Consider the following 21,041-nt stretch of genomic DNA (forward strand, 5'->3'; position numbering starts at 1 on the left):
TTCCCGTCCGCTGCCTTTCCGCTTCTCACCCTTTGGCCACCCAGTCCTGCCACATGGCGCGGTAGGCCGCCTCGATCCCACGGGCGAAGCCCTTGTAGTTGGTCAGCGGGGCGGCGTTCAGCCGGTCGCGCATGGTCCGGCGCAGCCGGTCCAAGCGGTCGGGGTCGCCGGCAAGCGCCACCGCGGTGGCGATGTAGCCCGCCTCGTCGGAGGCGATCAGCTCGCTCAACCCGCAATGGGTCAGCAGGCTGGCGCCGACGCGGGCAACATGGGTGGCGCCCGTCCACGTCACCACCGGCACGCCCATCCACAAGGCCTCGCAGGTGGTGGTGGTGCCGTTGTAGGGGAAGGGATCGAGCCCGATGTCGATGCGGTCGTAGGCGCGCAGGTGCCCGTCGGCGGCGTCGATGCGGGCCAGCAGCTCGATCCGGCTGGCGTCGATCCCGCACTGGACGAAGGTGTTCAGATAGCGCCGGCGCGTCTCCTCGTCGCCCATCTGGGCGCTCTTGATGATCAGGCGGGAGCCCGGCACCTGCTTCAGGATCTCCGACCAGACGCGCACCACCTCCCCCGTCACCTTGGAGGTGTTGTTGAAGGAGCCGAAGGTGACATGGCCGTTGGTGCGGAACGGCGGCTCGGCCGGCGGGGCGACGTCGACCGGCGGGCGGTAGCTGTGGAAGCCGTTGGGCAGCCGGACGATGCGCTCGGCGCTCAGCCGGTCGGCCTCGCCCGGCGGTTCGGCGATAGCGTCGCTGAAGCGCCAGTCGATGGCGCGCATGCCGGTGGTGTCGGGATAGCCCAGCCACGTCGCCTGCACCGGCGCCGGCTTGCGGGCGAACAGGGTCAGCCGGTTGTTGGCGGTGTGGCCTGTCAGGTCGACCAGGATGTCGATACCGTCCTGCTCGATCAGCGCCGCGGCGCGGGCATCGTCCACCCCGACCAGGGACCGCCAGCCGTCGACCAGCCCCTTCAGCCGTTCGGTGACCACGTCGGAGCGTGCGGCGGCATGGTAGCAGAACACCTCGAACCGCCCGCGATCATGCTCGCGGATCAGCGGTTCGGCGAAAAAGGCCACCGAATGGGCGCAGAAATCGGGCGAGACATAGCCGACGCGCAGGCGGCGGTCGGGATCGCGCGGATTGGCGTGGCGCTTGCCGGCGGGCAGCAGCGGATCGGCATGGCGTTGCGCCCACCCGACATGGGCCTTGAAGATGGTCTCGGGCGGAACGGCCGGGGTGTAGTGCAGGGCCAGCAGCAGGTTGGAATGCATCAGGGCATGGGTGGGATGCGCCTCCAGCCCCTTCTGGAAGACGGTGATCGCCTCCTCGATGCGGCCCATCTCCTTCAACGTTTCGCCCAGGTTGTTCCAGGCCTCGGCTGATTTCGGGTCCGCCTTCAGGGCAGCGACGAAGCACTCGACCGCGCGTGTGAGTTCAACCGCTCCCTTGTGTAGGTCGCCCAGGTTGCACAGCGCCGAGGCCATGTCCGGCTTCAGGCGCAGCGCCTCGCCGTAAGCGGCCCGTGCGCCCTCGCGGTCGCCGCGATTGCGCAGGATGTTGGCGAGGTTGAAATGGGCCTCGGCATAGTCGGGCTTCAGTTGGACGGCGGTGCGCAGCGCCTCCTCCGCTTCGGCGCTTCGGCCCATGTCCTGCAACAGGCAGCCATGGTTGCTGTGCACGAAGGGATCGGCCGCGTTGCGGGCGAGCGCCCGGCGGTAGCAGCCCAGCGCCTCCTCCCAGTCGCCGCGGGCGCGCAGGATGATGGCGAGGTTGTTGTTGGCGTTGGTGTGGCCCGGATCGGCGGCGAGCACGGCGCGGTAGCCGGCCTCCGCTTCGGCCGTCCGGCCTTCCCGGTGCAGGATCAGCGCCCGGCCGAAGCCGGCGTCCGCCGCCGCCCCCCCCGCCGCAGCGGCAGCCGGGGCTGCGCTCCGCGGGGAGAGGGCCGGACTGGCCGGGCGTTTGGCCTTGGCCTGCTTGCGTGAAGGCTTTTTCATCGGGCTGACCGCTTGGCTTTCAAGTCTTTGTCGGCACAAGAACCGTGCCACCGGTCGATAGCAACGACTGTATGCTGTCCGCAAGCGGCATCTCGTCTCCGGACGGATGTGCCGCAGCGGCCACAGAGGGTTGGGATATATGATGGATGGCGGATGCATCCTGGGACAGATGGCTTGCCGCTGTTGGGCCACTTCTGCTATCTCAACGGAATCGCGTGGGTACAAATCGTCCGCAAGTGGCGGGCTCTACGCGCTTCGTCGCGCCCCCGGCCCCAGGAGCGCATGGTCGATCGAGACCGGGTGACCGAACGGTATGAAGACCTTGCTTTCGCGACGCATTCCTTATCCTTTACGGCGGTTCCCATGACCCTTGCTGCGGAAGTCCCCTGCGCCCACACCGGGCTGCATTCCCTGGCTGTCGTCGCGCGTCAGCGTGGCCTCGACGTCTCAGCCGAGCGGCTTCAGCACAGCAACGTCATCGGCAACGAGGAATTGGACACCGCGCGCCTGCTGCGCGTCGCCAAGTCGATCGGCCTGAAGGCTGAGGCGACGACGCTGGACTGGGACGATCTGGGCAAGCTCCAGGACGCCTTCCCCGCCATCTTGCGCCTGCGCAACGGCAACTCGATGGTGGTGGTCGGCTTCGGCAAGCAGGGTGACACCGACGTCGCCATCCTGCAGGACCCGCTGGCCGGCCAGGAGCTGATCCTGCCGGTCGACCGCATCCGCCTCAGCCAGGCCTGGGCCGGCGAGGTGGTGCTGTTGAAGCGCGACTACGGCCTGACCGACGCCGAGCAGCGCTTCGGGTTGAAATGGTTCCTGGTGGAGATCCTGCGCCACAAGCGCATCTTCCGCGACATCGGCATCGCCGCCCTCCTGATGAGCATGTTCGCGCTCGCTGTACCGATCTTCTTCCAGCTGGTGGTCGACCGCGTGCTGGTCCACCGCAGCATGGGCACGCTCGGCGTGCTGATGATCGGCATGGTCGGCGTCATCCTGTTCGAGGCGGCCTTCTCCTACCTGCGCCAGTACCTGATGCTCTACGCGACGAAGAAGATCGACGCGAAGATGAACGTTCAGGTCTTCAACAAGCTCGTCGGCTTGCCGATGCATTATTTCGAGCGGGTGTCGTCGGGCGAGATCGTCAAGAATGCCCAGCAGGCGGAGCGCATCCGCAACTTCCTGACCGGCCAGCTCTTCATGACGCTGATCGACACGGTGTCGCTGATCATCTTCCTGCCGATCATGTTCATGTACAGCGTGCCGCTGACCTTCCTGGTGCTGGCATTCTCGCTGCTGATGGCGATCAACATCGGCATCATGATCCCGCTGATCAAAGGCCGGATGAAGGACCTCTATCAGGCCGAGGTGCGCCAGCAATCCTTCCTGATTGAGAACATCCACGGCATGCGCACGGTGAAGTCGCTGGCGCTCGATGGCCGTCAGAAGCTGGAATGGGACCACCGCGTCGCCCGTGCCGCCGAACAGCGCTTCGACGTCGGCCGCATCATGATCATCGGCCAGACGATCGCGCAGCCGCTGAATCAGCTGATGATGGCCTGCCTCCTGGGCTTGGGCACCTATCTGGCGCTGAACGGCGACATGATGATGGGCGCGCTCATCGCCTTCTACATGCTGGCTGGCCGCGTCACCCAGCCATTGATGCAGATGGCCCAGCTGGTGCAGCAGTTCCAGGAGGTGTCGATCTCGATCCAGATGCTCGGCACGATCATGAACCACGCACCGGAGGAGGGCCGCACCGGCCGCGGCCTGCGCACGCCGCTCCGCGGCACGGTGGAGTTCCAGGAGGTCCGCTTCCGCTACTCGCCGTCCTCGCAGCCGGCGCTTGACGGGGTGTCCTTCGCCGCGTCCGAGGGCACCATCCTCGGCGTGATGGGTCGCTCCGGCTCGGGCAAGACCACCGTGACCCGGCTGCTGCAGGGACTGCACCGGGCGCAGGAAGGCCTGATCCGCATCGACGGCCGGGACTTGCGCGAATACGACCTCGATCACCTGCGCGCCTCGATTGGCGTGGTGCTGCAGGACAATTTCCTGTTCACCGGCACCATCCGCGAGAACGTCTCCGCCGCCAAGCCGGGGGCGACGACCGAGGAAATCCTGAAGGTGATCCACTTGGCCGGCGCCGACGAGTTCGTCGAGCGGCTGCCCAAGGGCCTCGACACCATGCTGGAGGAAGGCTCGTCCAACCTGTCCGGCGGTCAGCGCCAGCGTCTGGCCATCGCCCGCGCGCTCCTGACCAACCCGAAGATCCTGATCATGGACGAAGCGACCTCGGCGCTCGACGCCGAGAGCGAGGCGATCGTCCAGGCCAACCTGATGAACATCGCCCGCGGCCGCACCATGATCATCATCTCGCACCGTCTGTCGTCGCTGGTGCCGTCCGACACCATCCTGGTGATGGACCGCGGCAAGGTGGTGGACAGCGGACGGCATGACGAACTGCTGGAACGCTGCGACATCTATCAGCATCTCTGGCACCAGCAGAACCGGCACATCTAGGAGCGCGCGTCCCGTGACCGCACAGAAGCTTGCGAAAATTGAGACGACCCGCGTTCCCGCCAACGACGTGACGCCGCGCGCCTCGGCCACCCCGCTCGACAAGCGGGCCAAGGCGCAGGGAAAGGCGGCGATCGGCGCCTTTCAGAAGGACACGGAGGCGATCCAGAACGCCCCCGATCCGTTCCTGGCGCGTGTCACGCTGCATCTGCTGGGGCTGTTCGTCATCGCGCTGATCACCTGGGCGTCCTTGTCCTACCTGGACAAGATCGTCGCCTCCCAGGGCAAGATCATCTCGACCGAGCCCAATGTGATGGTCCAGCCGTTGGAGATGGCGGCGATCAAGCAGGTCCTCGTGCGTGCCGGCGACGTCGTGCACAAGGGCGACGTGCTGGCGACGCTGGACCCGACCTTCACTCAGGCCGACGTCCTGCAGCTGGAATCCCGGCTCGCCAACGCCGACGCCCTGATCGCCCGGCTGGAAGCCGAGCATGAGGGCAAGCCCTTCGTGGCTGGCAGCGACCGCTACGGCTACGGCACGCTGCAGCAGGCGCTGTGGCGCGAGCGTCAGGCGCAGTACAAGTCGCAGATGCAAAATTACGAGGAGAAGCTGGCGCGGCTGCAGTCCAACATCTCCAAGTACGAGATGGACCGCGTCCATCTGAACGAGCGGCTGAAGGTGGTGCGCGAGATCGAGACCATGCGCTCCTCGCTGCTGGCGACGCAAGTCGGCAGCAAGCTGAACCTGCTGCAGGCGGTCAGCGACCGCATCGACATCGAACGCAACCTGGTCTTGAACCAGAACGAGCTGCAGGGCAACCGCCACGACCTGCAGGCTCAACTGGCCGAGCGCGACGTCTTCATCCAGCAGTGGAACGGCAAGATCATTGAGGAGCTGACCACCCAGCGCAACGAGCGCGAGGCGCTGCGCGAGCAGCTGACCAAGGCGCGCAAGCGCCAGTCGCTGGTCCAGCTCGACGCGCCGGTCGACGCCATCGTGCTGGAGGTCTCGCCGAAGGCCGCCCCCGGCTCCATCGCCAAGGAGGCCGAGCCGCTCTTCACCCTGGTGCCGGTCGGAGCCCCTCTGGAGGTCGAGGCCAACATCGATGCCCGCGACCTCGCCTTCGTCCAGGTCGGCGACAAGGTGCGGGTGAAGCTCGACGCCTATCCGTACATGCAGCACGGCGCGCTGGAAGGCGAGGTGGCGACGATCAGCGAGGATTCCTTCTCCAACAAGGACAGCGCGAACGGCGTGCTCTTCTACCGGGCGCGGATCAAGCTGCTGACCACCTCGCTGGACAATGTGCCGTCCAACTTCCGCCTGATCCCTGGCATGCCGCTGATGGCCGACATCAAGGTCGGCGAACGCCGCATCATCACCTATTTCCTGCGCCCCATCCTGCGTGGGGTCGACGAAAGCCTGCGGGAGCCCTGATAGTGTTCGGCAAACTGCTGAAGCGAAACAAATCCACCGGTACCCGCAAGCCGGACTTCCAGCATGGCCTGGCCGCCTTCGATGCGGAGGACTATGCCGGCGCCGTCGCCAACTGGATGCCGCTGGCCGAACGCGGCCATGCCGAGGCGCAATTCCGCATCGGCCAGCTCTACGCCCGCGGCCTGGGGGTGGTGCGCGACTTCGGCGATGCCGCCCACTGGTTCCGCAAGGCGGCCGAACAGGGCCACACCGAAGCGCAGTTTTCGCTCGCCCTGTGCTACGCCAACGGTGAAGGGGCGGCGCAGGACAATGCCCTGCCGGTGCGCTGGTACAAGACCGTGTCCAAGGCCAGCCCGCCGACGGCCGACGCAAACCTGACCCTGCTTTACCCCAACGGGCTGGGCATCGCGCCCGACATCACCCAGGCCCTGCACTGGTACCGGCTGGCCGCCGACGCCGGCCATGCCGAGGCGCAGTACCACATGGGTCTGCTCCATGCCTTCGGGCAGGGGGTGCCGCAGGACCATGCCGTCGCCGCCGACTGGTACCGGCGGTCGGCCGAGAGCGGCTATGCCATGGCCCAGCATGCGCTCGCCTCCTTCTACGCCAACGGGCAAGGGGTGGAGCGCGACATCAATCAGGCGGTTGCCTGGTATGGCCGTGCCGCCGACCAGGGCTTTGCCAACGCCCAACTCGCGCTTGCCATCATCTACGAGCATGGCACCGGGGTGGAGGCCGATCCGGTTCGCGCGGCCGGCTTCTACCGTCAGGCGGCGGAGCAAGGCCATCCGGTCGCCCAGGTCAATCTGGGCCTGCTCTACGCCCGCGGTCATGGCGTGCCGAAGGATTACCGCGAAACCCTGAAATGGTGCCGTCTGTCGGCCGAGAAGGGCAACGTCAACGCCCAGTTCAACCTGGGCCTGATCCATTCCAACGGCCTGGCTGGCGCCCCCGACCATGCCGAGGCGGCGGTCTGGTACCGCAAGGGGGCGATGCAGGGCAATGTCGGTGCCCAGGTCAATCTGGGCCTGATGCTGATCCATGGCTGGGGCGGCCGGCCCGAACTGGTCGAAGGGGTCGACTGGCTGCGCAAGGCCGCGGCACAAGGCCACACCGGTGCCATGAGCAATCTGGGCGCCCTCTATGCCGACCAGGGCAGCAAGGCCTACAACCCGGTTCAGGCCTATGTCTGGACCATCATGGCTGCTGCCGGCACTCAGCCCGGACCCGAACGCGACGGGCTGGAGGCCAAGGCTCATGAGTTGGGCAATCGCCTGACCAGCGAAGACCGCCACAAGGCCCAGCTCATCATGGAAGAGTGGAAGAAGAACCCGAAGCTGATGGTGACGGCGTAAGCCGGGCCGCAACGGGCGTGAGGGGCCATCGTGGCAGTCCAGGGGAAGTTCGAGGCGGTTGAGCGGCTCCAAGGGGTCGGCTGGATCGCCCGGGGCTGGGCCTTCGATCCCGACACACCCGGCGATCCCGTGCGGCTTGCCCTCACCTATGAGGGCGGGGTGCTGGGAGAGTTCCAGGCCGATCTTCTCCGTCCGAAATCCGATGTTGGGGAGGGAGGTGCCGACCGGTATGGCTTTGCGGTCAAGCTGCCCGGGGAGTTGCTGGACGGCCGTCCCCACCTGATCCGCATCCTGGTCAGGAAGGACGGGTCGGCGCTTGCCCGCGATGTCGACGAGATTTTCTTCCCGCAACACCTGCACGGCCAACTCGAAAGCTTTGAACATGCGACGCTGCGCGGGTGGGCGTTCGACGAGCATGCCCCCAACCGCTTCTGCCTTCTCGAGATCGAGATCGATGGCCGGCACGCGGCCATGGTGTCCTGCGACCAGCCACGGCCGGACTTGGCTGAATTCCTGGCAAGCGACGGCCGTCACGGCTTCCGCTTTCCCCTGCCGACCTCTCTGTTCGACGACCGGCCGCACCGGGTCGTCATCCGTTTTGCCAACACGGACCGGCAGCTGACCGGCAGCCCGTTGGAGGTCCGGCTTTCAGAGGGGCTCCTGACCACACGGCGGCGTCGGCTCGACCGGCTGGTGGCCGAGCGCGGCGTGGCGCTGGAGGAGGGGCTGGCAGCCCTGACGGTCGAGCCGCTGCGGCGCATCGACGATCCGGCTGCCTACCTGGCTTGGCTGGAGCACCATGAGGCGGCGATCGGGACAGCGCTTGCCGCTTTGGATAATCGGGTCGGTGGGCACTCGGGCAAGCCGACGCTGGAGGTCGTTCTTCTGCCGGCGCCAGGGGCGGGGGTGAAGGAGTTCGCCGCGATGGTGGCCGGCATCTCGGCCGATGCGGTGGTCCTGCTGGAACCTGGCGCCCGGTTGCATCCGGCCTTCCTGCCCCTGGTTCAGGCCGCTCTGGCCGAAGGCGATGTCAGCATCGTTTACAGCGACGAAGACCTCCAGCGTCCCGATGGTGGGCGTGCCAAGCCCCATTTCAAGCCTGGCTGGGATCCCGACCGCTACCAAGCTTTTCCGTATGTCGGCTTTGCCTGCGCCATCGCACGGGATCGCCTGACCCAGGCGATCGACTTGGTGGCTGGATCGGAGATGCCGGTCGATGCCTGGGCCTGGGCTGAAGCCGTGGTGGATACCGCTCTGCTCTCGGCGGCACCGGAACAGGTCAGGCACCTGCCCTTCGTCCTCTACCACCATGGTGCCGGTCCCGCAGAGCGCCTGCCGAGAGGGGGGGTGAAGCGGGCGGCTCGGGTCCAGTCCCATCTGGATCAGACCGGCGCCCCTGCCGATGCCCGCATGGACGGAGAGGCGCGGGTGCGGGTGCAATGGCGGTTGCCGGCCACCCCGCCTCCGGTGACCCTCATCATCCCGACACGCGACCGGGTCGAGCTGCTCAAGGCTTGCCTGGAGAGTGTGCTCTCAAAGACGACCTATCCGCGCTACGACGTCGTCATCATTGACAATGACAGCCGGGAACCGGCGACGCTGGCCTATCTGGACAGCTTGGCCCGGCGGCCGGGTGTCTGGGTCCGGCGTTGGCCGCAGCCGTTCAATTATGCGGCCATGCACAACGCGGTGATCGGGGAGATCTCAAGCCCCTACGTGGCGCTGCTCAACAACGACGTCGAGGTGATTGCGCCGGAGTGGTTGGAGGAGATGATGAGCCATGCCATCCGCCCGGAGGTCGGGGCGGTCGGCGCCAAGCTGCTCTACCCGGACGGCACGATCCAGCATGGCGGTGTTCTTGTCGGCCAGCATGGGGCGGCCGATGCCGCGCAGCGGGCGTTCTCACGTGATGAGGACGGCTACTTCCATTCGGCGATGGTGGTGCAGAACGTCTCGGCGGTGACCGCCGCCTGCATGGTGTGCCGGCGCGCCGATTATCTAGCAGTTGACGGTATGGATGCCGAACGCTTTTCCATCGCCTTCAATGACGTGGATCTGTGCCTGAAGCAGCGGGCGCTTGGCCGGCGCATCCTGTGGACGCCGCATGCGCTGCTTTACCATCGCGAGTCGGCAACCCGACAGACCAGCCGTTCGCCGGAGGCGTGGGCGCATGAGCAGCGCGAGGTTGCCCAGCTTCGTGCCAAGTGGCAGACGGAAACCTTCGCCGATCCCTTCTACAGCCTCAACCTGACCCGGGGGCTGCAGACGCATGTCGATTTCAACTGGCCGCAGCCTTCCTCCGCTTCGGATCAGGCATGAGAATGGCCGCGCAACACAAGTCGACGGAAACAGTCTGCTCCGATGTCGAGGCCCATCATCCCAGTGGGATAGAAGTTTCCCTTGGGAGAAGGCACGTCTGTGATTTTTTCGACATTGATCAGGCAATAGAATTCATTCAGCCGACATTCAGGAAGCGGCATCGGACGTTCGTGATTTCCGCAAGTGACTGCCAAGTCCCCTTTCGACACCTCCGTCCCGGCGATCGTCAAGGAAGGCGTGGCGCGTGCCCGCTGCCGGCAAGCAGATCAGCCACCCCCCATTCCGACGGAGATGCTGCAGATAATAGTGTTCCGCTGCTTCGCGGCTCTCGAACGATTTCAGTGGATGGTCGTTGAACTCGGACGTCATCCACCATGCTCCATTGTCATACCGGAGCGTGTAGCGGCGACTTTGCAGCATGAGCACCGTCCATTTTTTTACCGGTTTAAGGATATGGCAGAAGATGGCTGCCGACAGTGACACGCTGGACGTAGCTCGGTCGGAGGAAGGGGCGCGCGGCACAATTTCCCATGGCCTAGATGTTTAGTCCCGGCATTTGATGGTGCATCCTACGTGCAAGAATGGAGGGATGCACTATGGGCCAAGTACTCCATGGGAGCGCCACGACGACAGAGGCGATCCGTCGAGCGATACAACATAGTCAAGAGATGTCAGGCGACACGTCAAACTGCCCCCCTGGCGCCATGAGGAATTGCCCCCTTGAGAGAAGGGGATTTGAGGGATGGAGAGCTTGAACGAGGCTTTTCCGCGGGGCTGTGAACCGCGGAGGGACGTGATGAAGGCGCCGGATGACGTGTCGGCGATGCTGAAGCTGAAGGCGCTGGGCTGGGGCGTGAAGCGGATCGCGGCGGAACTGGGCTGCTCCAAGCACACGGTGAAGCGGTGGTTGGGTCTGGGCGCTTGGCGTCCGTGCGCGTCGCCCTCGCGCTCGAAGCGGCTGGATGAACATGGCGATTGGCTTGCCGAGCGGTTCCGGCGACACGCCGGCAACGCCGACGTGATCCGGCAGGAACTGGCGCGGGAGAAAGGGGTCGCGGTCAGCCTGCGCACGGTGGAGCGGGCGGTGGCGCCGCTGCGCCGGGAACTGGTCGCCCAGGCGCGGGCGACGGTGCGTTTCGAGACGCGGCCGGGCGAGTAGATGCAGATCGACTTTGGCGTCCGGCGCATCGAGATCGGCGGGGTGGCGACGGCGGTGTTCCTGTTCGTGGCGACGCTGGGCTTTTCCCGCCGGCTGCATGTGCGGGCCTACGGACATGAGAAGCAGGACAGCTGGTTCGACGGCCTGGAAAGCGCCTTCCGGGCCTTCGGCGGTGTGCCCGAGGAGGTTCTGCTCGACAACGCGCGGGCGCTGATCCTGCACCACGACGCGGCCAGCCGGGAGGTGGTTCTGCACCCGCGCCTGCACGCCTTTGCCCGGCACTGGGGTTTCCGGGTGCGGGCTTGCGCGCCATACCGGGCGCGCACCAAGGGCAAGGACGAGCGTGGCGTCGGCTACGTCAAGCGCAACGCCATCGCCGGCCGGTCCTTCGCGACCTGGGCGGAGTTGGAAGCGCATCTGGAGGCCTGGACGCGGGACATCGCCGATCAGCGGTGTCACGGCACGACCGGCGAAGCACCGATCGAGCGTTACCGGCGGGAAGAAGCCCAGGCTCTGAAACCGCTGGCCGGCATCCCGCCCTTCACCACGGCGCGAGACCTGGTTCGCCGGGTCGGTACGGACTGCGCGGTGGAGGTGGATGGCAACGCCTACTCGGTGCCCTGGCGGCTGATCGGCGAACGGGTCCGGGTGATGGTGGAAGCCGGAACGGTGCGGGTTCTTCATGCCGGCCGCGAGGTGGCGATCCATGCCGAGTTGAAGGGGCGGCACGGGCGCTCGATGCAGGACGCTCATCTGGCTGGCGTCGCCGGGGCGGACGGCCGCCCGGTCCGCGTCGTCCGGTCCGAGGAAGACGGTGCGGTGGCAGCGGTGCCGGCGCTATTGCGCCCGCTGGCCGAGTACGAGGCCGTGGTGGGAGGAGGCTTCTGATGACCGACCATGATCATCTGATCGCCATGCTGAACCGGTTGAAGCTGACGGCCTTGCGCGACCAGCTCGACAGCCTGATCGACGAGGCCGGACGGCGCGAGCTGACGATTCGCGAGGCCTTGGCGTTGTTTTGCGAGCGGGAGATTGCCCGACGCGATCAGCGCCGCATCGACATGGGCTTCGGGTTGGCCCGCTTCCCCTTCGTGCGCGAGCTGGCCGGCTTCGACTTCGCCGCCCAGCCCTCGCTCGACAAGGCGCAGATCCGGGAAATCGCGTCGGGACGCTTCATCGCCAACGGCGAGGCGGTGCTATTTCTTGGGCCACCCGGGGTGGGCAAGACGCATCTGGCGGTGGCCATCGGCCGGGAGGCCATCGTGGCCGGCTATTCGGTGCTGTTCAGCCCGGCGACGACCCTGGTGGCCCAACTCGCCAAGGCCCATGCCGACGGCAGGCTGGAGGAAAAGCTGCTGCAGTACACCAAGCCCAAGCTGCTGATCGTCGATGAGCTGGGCTACCTGCCCTTCGAGCCGGACGCTGCCCACCTGTTCTTCCAGCTCGTCAGCCGGTGTTATGAGAAGGGGGCGATGCTGGTGACCTCCAACCGGGCCGTGGGGGAATGGGGCAGCGTCTTCGGCGATCCCGTCGTGGCGACAGCGATCCTCGACCGGCTGCTCCACCACAGCCACGTCGTCACCATCCGAGGCGACAGCTATCGTCTTCGCGAAAAGCGCCGCAGCGGGCTTCTGCAGAAGCCCGCTGCGGCGCCTCAACCGACCACCGCCTGAGCGGCAACCGGGGGGCAGTTCCTCGTGTCGCCAGGGGGGCAGTTCGGGATGTCGTTTGACAAGAGAGCCTGAGGGCTCTGGCAAAGCGCTACGGGATCAACCCGAAGACCGTTGCCAAGTGGAAAGCGCGGCCCTCGGTAACCGACAAGAAGACCGGTCCCAAGGCACCTCGTTCGACGGTGCTGTCGGTGGAAGAAGAGGCAGTCGTCGTCGCTTTCCGGCGCTATACCCTGCTGCCGCTCGATGACTGCCTCTATGCCCTGCAGCCGAGAATCCCCCACCTGACCCGGTCTTCACTGCACCGCTGCCTGCAGCGCCATGGCATTGCCCGCCTGCCTGATGTCGAAGGAGACAAGCCGGTCCGCAGGAAGTTCAAGGCCTATCCCATCGGCTTCTTCCATATCGACATCGCCGAGGTTCGGACCGAACAGGGCAAGCTGCACATGTTCGTCGCCATCGATCGAACGTCGAAGTTCGCCTTCGTCGAACTGCATGAGACGGCGACGACAGCTACCTCTAGGGACTTCCTGCTGCGCCTGATCGCTGCCGTCCCCTACAAGATCCACACGGTGCTCACCGACAACGGCATCCAGTTCACCACACCGGGCGGCGGCGGATCGGCCGTCCTCCTGATCAAGGAAGCAATCGCCAAGGGCGAGCGCTTCCGGGCCCATGCCTTCGAACTTACCTGTGCGCGTCACGACATCGACCACCGCACGACCAAGCCCAAGCACCCGTGGACCAACGGCCAGGTCGAGCGCATGAACCGCACCCTCAAGGACGCTACGGTCAAGCGCTTCCACTACGAAAGCCACGACCAGCTCCGGCAACACCTCACCGACTTCGTGGCCGCCTACAACTTCGCACGCAGGCTCAAGACTCTGAAGGGGCTGACACCATACGAGTTCGTCTGCAGAGCTTGGCGCAAAGACCCCTCAAGCTTCACCGAAAACCCGCACCATCAAATGCCGGGACTAAACATCTAGTTCCGTTATCACTGAGAGCGATATTTAATTATACAATATAAATATATAATAAAATTAGGCTATATGACTGAGAACGTGGTTTTCTTTCAATCGATCAACATTAGAAAAGTCCATATAATTTATTTGCCTGCGGAATACCAATTCCTCTAGAAAGCCATTAATAGCTTCAACGTTTATCTCGGTGTTTTGAATGATAGCGCTGAGGTCGCTTGGTACATCATCGCCTTCAGTGATAAAAATACCTTTTCTTCTACCAATTCCATCGCCAAAACCACATACAGGTTTGTACATTGCGCAAGCTTCGATCAAAACCGTCGAGTTAATACCAATAACTGCTTCAGATTTTCTCAACCAATAATATAGAGAGCCTGCATTTGTAACAATACAATTGTCAGGCAAATCACCCAATTCAACATCCATTTGATTTGGGTGTGGGCGTATTAATAAAATTTTATTTGGAAGTGATTGCGAAATGCGAATAACAAAATCTCTCATTTTTTTGAAAGATGAATGATATATGATATTGGTGTCGCTCTCCATCTGGAGAGGAATAAATATAAAATTTTCCTGTAGATCGGATAATTCTTCTTCAGGCGCATCATATTTTCTCGAAGCCAAGTAATTCTCACGCCAATCGAGAACTCGATCACCACATGAACGCTTCAATGGTCCGATCGCTGCAAGTCCGGAGCCAGCGTTAACGCCGAAAAAATCGAATACTGTATTACCACTTTGTGGGAGCCAGCCAAGCTCACAGAATATCGGAATGCGGCCCTGATCACGACAGATGAATACCATATCCTGCTGGTCAGCCCCATTCCAAAACATGACGTAAAGAGGATCAAAATCACTTAGAATTTGGCAAAAGTCATCAACATTTTCTCGTAGTATAATATTTTTCTCCATATCTTCTGTAATATCGTATTGATCTTTAATCCAGCGCCTTGTCAAAATCCTAACATCGACATTTGATCTTGCTTGTTCCAGTCCATAAGCAAGAGAAAGAAATGTTCTATAGTGTGGAACAAACATTTCGATACGATTGGGGTCGGCATCGATCGAATGAGAAAATCCAACAACCACGAGAACTCTCTTTTTCTCTCTCATAACTCAGTCTTTCATGAAGCTGATTAGGTGTATCTGTATTGTAAGGTAGAAAATATTTCAATCCATGAACGGATTTCTAAAGAGCGGACAAATACGTTTCTCCTTCTCAGCATACGCTTTCCAATGCGCGTACCCACTTTCAAAGAGACCATCCGCGCAAGCTTTTCTGACATCTGGATAGAGAGATAAATAGGTCTCTTCGTCAAATTCGCTTATGGAGACTGCGTCTACCAAGCTGCGTTTTATAGTTCTTCCTTCGGAGAAACCATGCTGAATATAATGTTCTTCGGGGCTATTAAATTGACCACTTTCTAATGAGGCATAAACATCTTCATATATCTCTTGATATGCAAATGGATCAAAATCCAGAGGAATATGGCTAAGATAACTTTTGTGTCGTATTGGAGCGGTATCTGAATATGTATCAGATTTATCTTTGTCTATAAAGAACTTCTCTTGAGAAGTACAATTTGATTCTTCTGAATACTTCATAGTTTTCTCCATTTTATCGGCTCTTCGAATTTTAACAAGGCGCAGGAATTAGTTAGTAGAGATCTTGAAATGATTGTATATCAATTCATAAAAAATTTCTTCATCATAACGAATTAGCTCCCGCCAATTCCAGACGCTTGTTAGCTTCTCAAGCTGAGAGTCATAGTGAGTATGCCAACCGATCGCACGTTCCTCCGCAGAAAAGCGTGATATTCTTTCCTGGTACACTTTCTTATGAGCTTGCCAGGATGATCGGATTGGATAATGCTTCATAATAAAACGATAAGGGAAAACAACTTTTGATGAGAAACGCACATTATGCCCTCCTGTTGAATGCAGATCAACACGCTGGCTCGGCTGTTTCCAAGCTTTCACTTGATAGCGCAGATCAGAGCTGCTTCCAGGTTCAAAAAATCGAAAATAAGATTCTGGATCCATAGTCATTTGATACCCATCATCAATTGGGCGGAAATTCAAGACACAGTAATCGACTGCAGTATATCCGCTCTTCTGCGCCACCCAGAATGCTTGCCTAAGCCCCATTTTTGGCCAGGGAGACCGTCGAATTTCGTCCGCATCCTGATGTACTACCCAATACCCAACATAACGTAAGGCAATCTCTTCTTTTCTTTTGAGAAGAAATTGCCATTGATATTCATCGGTTGGGCCGCCGCTCGGAAATCTCTCTAGTTCAATGACCCCTCTTTTGTGAAAATCAGAAAGAATTTCGAAAGTCCCATCATTAGACCAGTTGTCAATGACGTAAATTTCTACATTTTCTTCAGCAAGCTTTTCAATTGACGCGCGTATAATATCAATCTCGTTGTAAACTGCCAGAATAGCAACGACAGGCACCATTTCGGCGCTTGAAACAAACTGCGAATAGCTCAAATCAACAGTGTGTTGGGCCGATCCTAGACGATTTTTATTAGATTTTCGTACCCAGTTCGGGAGCGCTGGAACTAAGCTACTACTTGCTTGCGAAATGCGGAATACATCTGCACTAACCGAGCCGAGCGCAAAGGCTCTGCCTGCCACGTTTGTTGCGTGGGCAAATTCGCCGAACGCCCAGAGACGTGATGCAATCTTCTCTAGAATAGGTACTGGCAAATCAGCCATAGCTATCCGTTTGTAAATGGTTGCAGCTTCCCCAGTACGGTTTGCATGCCAAAGGAGATGAGCATGCACGACTTCACGATGGGGGAGGGGCCAGTTAGCGAGAGCACTCTCGACCATAGCAATCGAGGAGTCAATGAGTAGAGGCGGCAACCGGCAACTGCTCACGTCAGTTAGAACCGCCTCAAGACTATTTTTATGCGCATGATATCGGATTACGCAAGCGAAAGCAAGGTGAGGTTGCTGTATGCGTAGATAATATCTTGCATACTGTAGCAAACCTTCTCCCCCAATCATACCTTTTGCTATTGTTGCATCAATAAATGAACTTATAATAGATATTTGTTCATCTGTTATGATATGAACATTTGTGATTTGTGCCAATAGTGGGCTCAAGGGATGCAGTTCAATGCCAGATCTGCGAGCGGTGATAAGTGCATCAATAACGCTGTCAATAAGATGGTATTGCTCCAAAGCACACTGAATAGTTTTCACGTATGCGATTCGCATGATGTGATTATCTATACGATACGATACATCTAAGGCCAAGCGATAGCGCCCGTCTCGGATAAGCTCGCTAATTTCTTCAGTAGTAAAAGAATAACTGCCATCTTTTAGATAATTTTTATTATTTAAACTATGTACATTTATATCATGTTCTGAGTCTTTGATAACCTTTGAAGATATTCTTAAAGCACGCGCAATGGATTGCGCGAACTCAGTGCTATCTCTTGCTGAAAGCTTGACATCCAGAGCGGAGCGGTAGGAATCGTACTCGTTTAAAGTTTCCCTAATAGTTTTGCAAATGTTTTTGTAGTCGCAGAATTTTACAAATTCCGCGTATTGATTAACGACGTCCATATCCTCAGCATATTCAGAAATTGCAGGGACTTTGTTTGACAACGCAATTTCAAGACGTGTTGTTTCGAGAAGTGCCTTCTCATTTACGTGTATATTCAGAATAATTTTGCAAGACTCTATTGCAGCGTTGCGTTCCTCGCCCCAAGATTCAGTTTGTTGAAGAACTGAGTATCCGTTCTCTCGAAGTTTATTTACTATAAATTGTCTGCGTGGCGAATGGCAGCCGAGAATAAGAACATCGAAAAGTTTTTCGGCTTTTTCATTAATATTGAGGTTAAAGCTTGTGGAGGCTCCGATAGGAACGTGGAACACGTTCCTAGCCCCTTTGCTAATGAGAAAATTTATATTGTCTACGCTATAATCCCAAACGACATGGTGTGTAAGAACGTCTACATAGGCTGATGTCGCCCAACGTGGAACGTGACGAAGTTGTTCCAAATTAAATATCACAGTATTATTTTGGAAAACAATGTTAGGATTTTGTTCGCAAACAATATTAGCACCGAATACGAGGTTTATAGAAGCGTCGCATTCGGTGACATTCTCGTAAGTTACGCGGTGGCCTTCTGATTCAACACCTTTCGCCACTCCGTTGATGATCTCATCAAAATGCCGGCCTGTGGCAAAATTAGCAATATTAAGAGAAAAAAAAGAGTGAGGGTACTTGGGAATTTCTGAGATCATTCTATGCCATCCTTAACATTATACGCAGAAGTTGACGGTTGTTATATTTATATACCTACAGCATAGCTAGGATTTACCCTCCCCGATCCTCATGAAAGGATTTTGAGTTAGATATCTTAGAAAATTTGTGCAGATCTGAATTGCGCATATATTCGTAAATACTGCACTGCTTTTCAGAAACGATGGCAACCATCACCCTTTTACCTCTGCGCCTTTCTGTTAAGAATGCTTGTCAAAACCTCGTTTTGGTAGGCTGAAGCTATTGATTTTCCTCAACCTCAGACCAGTTCTGATCCGCACTCTTAGATAAATTGAAAGCACTGACTTCTTCAGCTGAACCCTGTCTCACAGCGCCATTCTCAGGAAGGGCAGATCCCGACGATGGAAGGCCGGATTGTGGAAGGGGTCGTCTAGATGTTCCTGCCAGTCGGCCAGCAGCCGGCGCAACTCCGCTTGGTAGACATCCTGGCCAGCCTGTCCAAGCAGGTAACCGCGCGTTTTGGATTCATGATGGTAGAGGCAAATCCTGGGATCATAGACCGCCCGCCAGCCGGCCTTGCGCGCCGCCAGGCAGTAGATGATGTCGTTCCAGTTGACAGGCCAGCTGGCATCGAAGCCGCCAACCGCCTCGAACACCGCCCGCTGCGTGATCAGGCAGGCGCCGGTCACAGCCGCGGCGGAGCGCAGCACTTGGACGCGCCCGAGATAGCCGCCCTCATGCCCGGGCATGCCGATCCCTTCATGCACCGCCCCCTGCTCGAGGCTGGTGACCACGCCGGCATGCTGGATGCTGCCGTCGCCATAGAGCAGGCGCGCGCCCACCACGCCGACATTGGGCAGGCCAAGCGTTGCCACTGCACGGGTGAGCCAGCCGGGATCGGCGGCCAGGGTGTCGTCGTTGAGGAAGACCAGCACCTCGCCGCTGGCTTGCTCGGCGGCCAAATTGTTCATCATCGCCCAGTTGAAAGGGCCTTTGTACGGCAGGACGTCGACGCCGCGCTGGGCCTGCATGGCGGCGATCAGGGCGACGCTGTCGGGGTCCTCGTTCTGATGGTCGATCACCAGGATCTGCAGTGGCCCCGGATAGGCCTGACGGGTGCGCAGAAGCGAATCCAGGCAGTTGCGCAGCAGGACCGGCGAATTGCGGGTCGGCACGATGACGCTGACCGCCGGAAAGCTCGCCGGACGACATTCGAACTCACACGGTTCGACCAGCGTCTGGATACCGTCCTCGTCTTCGCTGGCCACCAGCGTCTGCCGCACCTCGGCCACCATCCCCCGGCGCTCGGCCCAGCCCGTCACCGCCTCGGGCTCGCCCACCAGCAGCCGCGGCAGATTATCGGGGCTGCGCAGGCCGATGGTCTGCTCCAGGCTGTAGAGCACCGACGGGATGTGACGGATGGCGCTCGCCGGCACACAGTCGCTCAGGCGCAGCATCAGATCATGCAGGCTCGACGGTGGCATCCCGTCGGCGAGGACGCACGCCTTCAGCAGGACCTCCGGCGTCACCAGAACCATCGGTCCGGCATAGTCGTAAGCCAGCAGCATCACCGGGTCGAAGTCCGGCTTGAGAATTGGACGAAGTTGCGCCGGCTTGCCGTTGTGGGCACCGAACAGAGTGTCATGGTCGCTATAGGCGACAGAAGCCGGAGTGCTTGACGCCGGCGCCAAGGCTGCCAGGAAGGCCGTCAGCGCGTCCGGCCGCAGGCTTCCGGCTTGACCGACCACCAGATGGGCGCTGGCGGCGGTGACGATGGGGTGGCTGGCCAGCAGGCGCGGCAGGGCTGTCGGCATGGCGACAACCGCCCGTCCCGCGGCCGTCAGCGGGCGGAGCAGCGCCCGGGCCTCGTTGCCGAGCGTCTCGGCATTGGCCAGCACGGTCAACGTCCAGCGCTCCTGCGTCTGGCCGTCCAGGGAGGCGAGCAGGCGGCGCAGGGAAGCCGGCTCGAGGGCGGATTCCAGCAGGATCACATTGACGGCGAGGCCGGCCACCGCCGCGGCGGCCTGTCCGTCCAGCGGGCGGTGGCAGGCGAGCAGCCCCTGGGCTTTCAGGCTGCCATAGGCCGAGAGCGGGGGGCTGATGTGCTGGAGTGTGTGCGGGAACTGCTGCTCGATGCTGGCGAGCATCGCCTTCATCGATTGGATGGCGTCGAGCATGCGGCCGAGATCATCAAGCGCGGCCGGCAGGTTGGTCTTCAGGTAGAGGTCCGAACCGAAAAGCGCCTTGGAGTGGGCATCGCGGATGCGCAGCACAGCCCCGCGGGCGACCAGATCGGCATGGGCGGCGGGAATGTCGAAGGCAAAGCCATGGTCGCCGCCGCTGCCGATGCGCTCGCCCAGGCCCGGAACAAAGCGCTCGCAACGCACTGCTCCGACGAAGCGCTCGCCCAGATGCAGCTCCAGCACAACGCGCTCGGAAAGATCGCTGGCGTTGGCGCACCAGCCCATGATGGTGCCGGCCCCGTTGTGCGAGGCTTCGCCGACCAGGCGACGGGTGGGGGCGAGCTCGAGCGATGCCAGCCGGCCCTGCAGGCCGGAGCCTGCCAGCCATTCGGCCACTGCGGCGGGCAATCCAGCGCGGAAATCCTCATTGCACAGGATGGTCAGCAGCCAAAAGCGCCAGGAGCGGCTGGTGGCAAGGCACTCGCGTGCTGCGTTGGACAAGGGCAGGCGCTCCAGCGCCCAGCGCCTCAAGCCCTCGTCCGGAGCCGCGGCCAAGGCGACGTGCGGCAGCACGACCGTGCCGGTGAGGCTGGCAACGATGCCGGTGAGGAACTCTCCACGCATCAGGTAGTGGCCGAGGAATTCGCCGAGCGTGCAGTTGGTGGCGGCCGTGATCTCCTCAACACTGGCCGGGTGGCGGCCAAGGAAGAGGCGATAGCCGTTGAACGCGTCCTCAAGGTTGGTGTGCACCAGGGCATTCCGGCCTTGCGCCGGCACCGCTGTGCTTTCCCTCAGGTTCAGACCGCCATCCATCCTCGTCTTCCCCACCACCCTGATCGGTCCAGCGCGATCCCAACGTGCCATACCGGAGGCTGCGGCGCCTGACCTCCTACGCCCCTGTTGGAGGACTGAAGCCGCTTTGCCGATCCTGTTGCGAGCTTTCCGCTCTAGGCGGAATCCATAAGAGAAATGTCAAGGAAACCCCTAACCGGTCTATACCCAAAGCACACAAACGAAATCAACTTTATTGTGCGGTTGTAGAAGCGATATCATACCGCGCGCGCAGCAAATATAGATAACTCAATCTCAGGTTAAAATTTGTGCTGTCTACTGATCAGGGATTGATCAGAGAAATGCTATGAATTGGAGGGGGGAAAAGACGAACATTAGGAAAATCATAA

The 21,041-nt window shown here is 60.4% G+C and carries 11 protein-coding genes and 1 pseudogene; 7 read left to right on the top strand and 5 right to left on the bottom strand.

The window, feature by feature from the left end:
* Positions 1 to 25: 25 nt before the first annotated feature.
* The gene (locus ABNQ38_RS06200) at positions 26 to 1,993 is read right to left on the bottom strand and encodes a tetratricopeptide repeat protein (protein ID WP_377806274.1); all 1,968 of its coding nucleotides are present in this window, start codon (positions 1,991 to 1,993) and stop codon (positions 26 to 28) included.
* A 363-nt stretch (positions 1,994 to 2,356) separates the two neighbouring features.
* On the opposite strand from ABNQ38_RS06200, the gene ABNQ38_RS06205 reads away from it, so the two are divergent.
* From ABNQ38_RS06205 to ABNQ38_RS06235, 7 genes and pseudogenes are all read left to right on the top strand, one after another.
* A complete protein-coding gene (locus tag ABNQ38_RS06205) occupies positions 2,357 to 4,513 on the top strand; it encodes a peptidase domain-containing ABC transporter (RefSeq protein ID WP_377806275.1) in 2,157 nt (718 codons plus the stop codon).
* A 13-nt stretch (positions 4,514 to 4,526) separates the two neighbouring features.
* Positions 4,527 to 5,945: an HlyD family type I secretion periplasmic adaptor subunit gene (locus ABNQ38_RS06210; protein WP_377806276.1), complete on the top strand. Its 1,419-nt coding sequence runs from the start codon at positions 4,527 to 4,529 to the stop codon at positions 5,943 to 5,945.
* 2 nt (positions 5,946 to 5,947) lie between these two features.
* Positions 5,948 to 7,300 carry a tetratricopeptide repeat protein gene (locus ABNQ38_RS06215; RefSeq protein WP_377806277.1) on the top strand — a complete coding sequence of 451 codons (1,353 nt, stop codon included), beginning with the start codon at positions 5,948 to 5,950 and terminating at the stop codon, positions 7,298 to 7,300.
* A gap of 30 nt (positions 7,301 to 7,330) precedes the next feature.
* Positions 7,331 to 9,619, top strand: a complete 2,289-nt coding sequence (locus ABNQ38_RS06220) for a glycosyltransferase family 2 protein (RefSeq protein WP_377806278.1) — start codon at positions 7,331 to 7,333, stop codon at positions 9,617 to 9,619.
* Positions 9,620 to 10,361: 742 nt separating this feature from the next.
* Positions 10,362 to 11,666 (top strand): annotated as a pseudogene (istA, locus tag ABNQ38_RS06225) (IS21 family transposase).
* On the top strand, positions 11,666 to 12,451 hold the full coding sequence (istB, locus tag ABNQ38_RS06230; RefSeq protein ID WP_377806279.1) for an IS21-like element helper ATPase IstB: 786 nt from the start codon (positions 11,666 to 11,668) through the stop codon (positions 12,449 to 12,451). The pseudogene istA and the gene istB overlap by 1 nt, the downstream one beginning before the upstream one ends.
* A 68-nt stretch (positions 12,452 to 12,519) precedes the next feature.
* Complete coding sequence (locus ABNQ38_RS06235) at positions 12,520 to 13,437, top strand: IS481 family transposase (protein ID WP_377806467.1); 918 nt, start codon at positions 12,520 to 12,522, stop codon at positions 13,435 to 13,437.
* Positions 13,438 to 13,491: 54 nt separating this feature from the next.
* Here ABNQ38_RS06235 and ABNQ38_RS06240 read toward each other — a convergent pair whose 3' ends face one another.
* The 4 genes from ABNQ38_RS06240 to ABNQ38_RS06255 all read right to left on the bottom strand — a co-directional run bounded on the left by ABNQ38_RS06240 (position 13,492) and on the right by ABNQ38_RS06255 (position 20,673).
* Positions 13,492 to 14,520, bottom strand: coding sequence for a hypothetical protein (locus ABNQ38_RS06240; protein ID WP_377806280.1), 1,029 nt, complete (start codon positions 14,518 to 14,520; stop codon positions 13,492 to 13,494).
* A gap of 81 nt (positions 14,521 to 14,601) precedes the next feature.
* On the bottom strand, positions 14,602 to 15,036 hold the full coding sequence (locus ABNQ38_RS06245) for a hypothetical protein (RefSeq protein WP_377806281.1): 435 nt from the start codon (positions 15,034 to 15,036) through the stop codon (positions 14,602 to 14,604).
* A 48-nt stretch (positions 15,037 to 15,084) separates the two neighbouring features.
* Complete coding sequence (locus ABNQ38_RS06250) at positions 15,085 to 17,697, bottom strand: glycosyltransferase (protein WP_377806282.1); 2,613 nt, start codon at positions 17,695 to 17,697, stop codon at positions 15,085 to 15,087.
* A gap of 345 nt (positions 17,698 to 18,042) precedes the next feature.
* Positions 18,043 to 20,673 (bottom strand): glycosyltransferase, encoded by a 2,631-nt coding sequence (locus tag ABNQ38_RS06255; RefSeq protein ID WP_377806283.1) that lies wholly within the window; start codon positions 20,671 to 20,673, stop codon positions 18,043 to 18,045.
* Between the last annotated feature and the right edge of the window lie 368 nt (positions 20,674 to 21,041).

It is taken from the genome of Azospirillum sp. A29 (assembly GCF_042604625.1).
Classification (GTDB): Bacteria; Pseudomonadota; Alphaproteobacteria; order Azospirillales; family Azospirillaceae; genus Azospirillum; species Azospirillum palustre.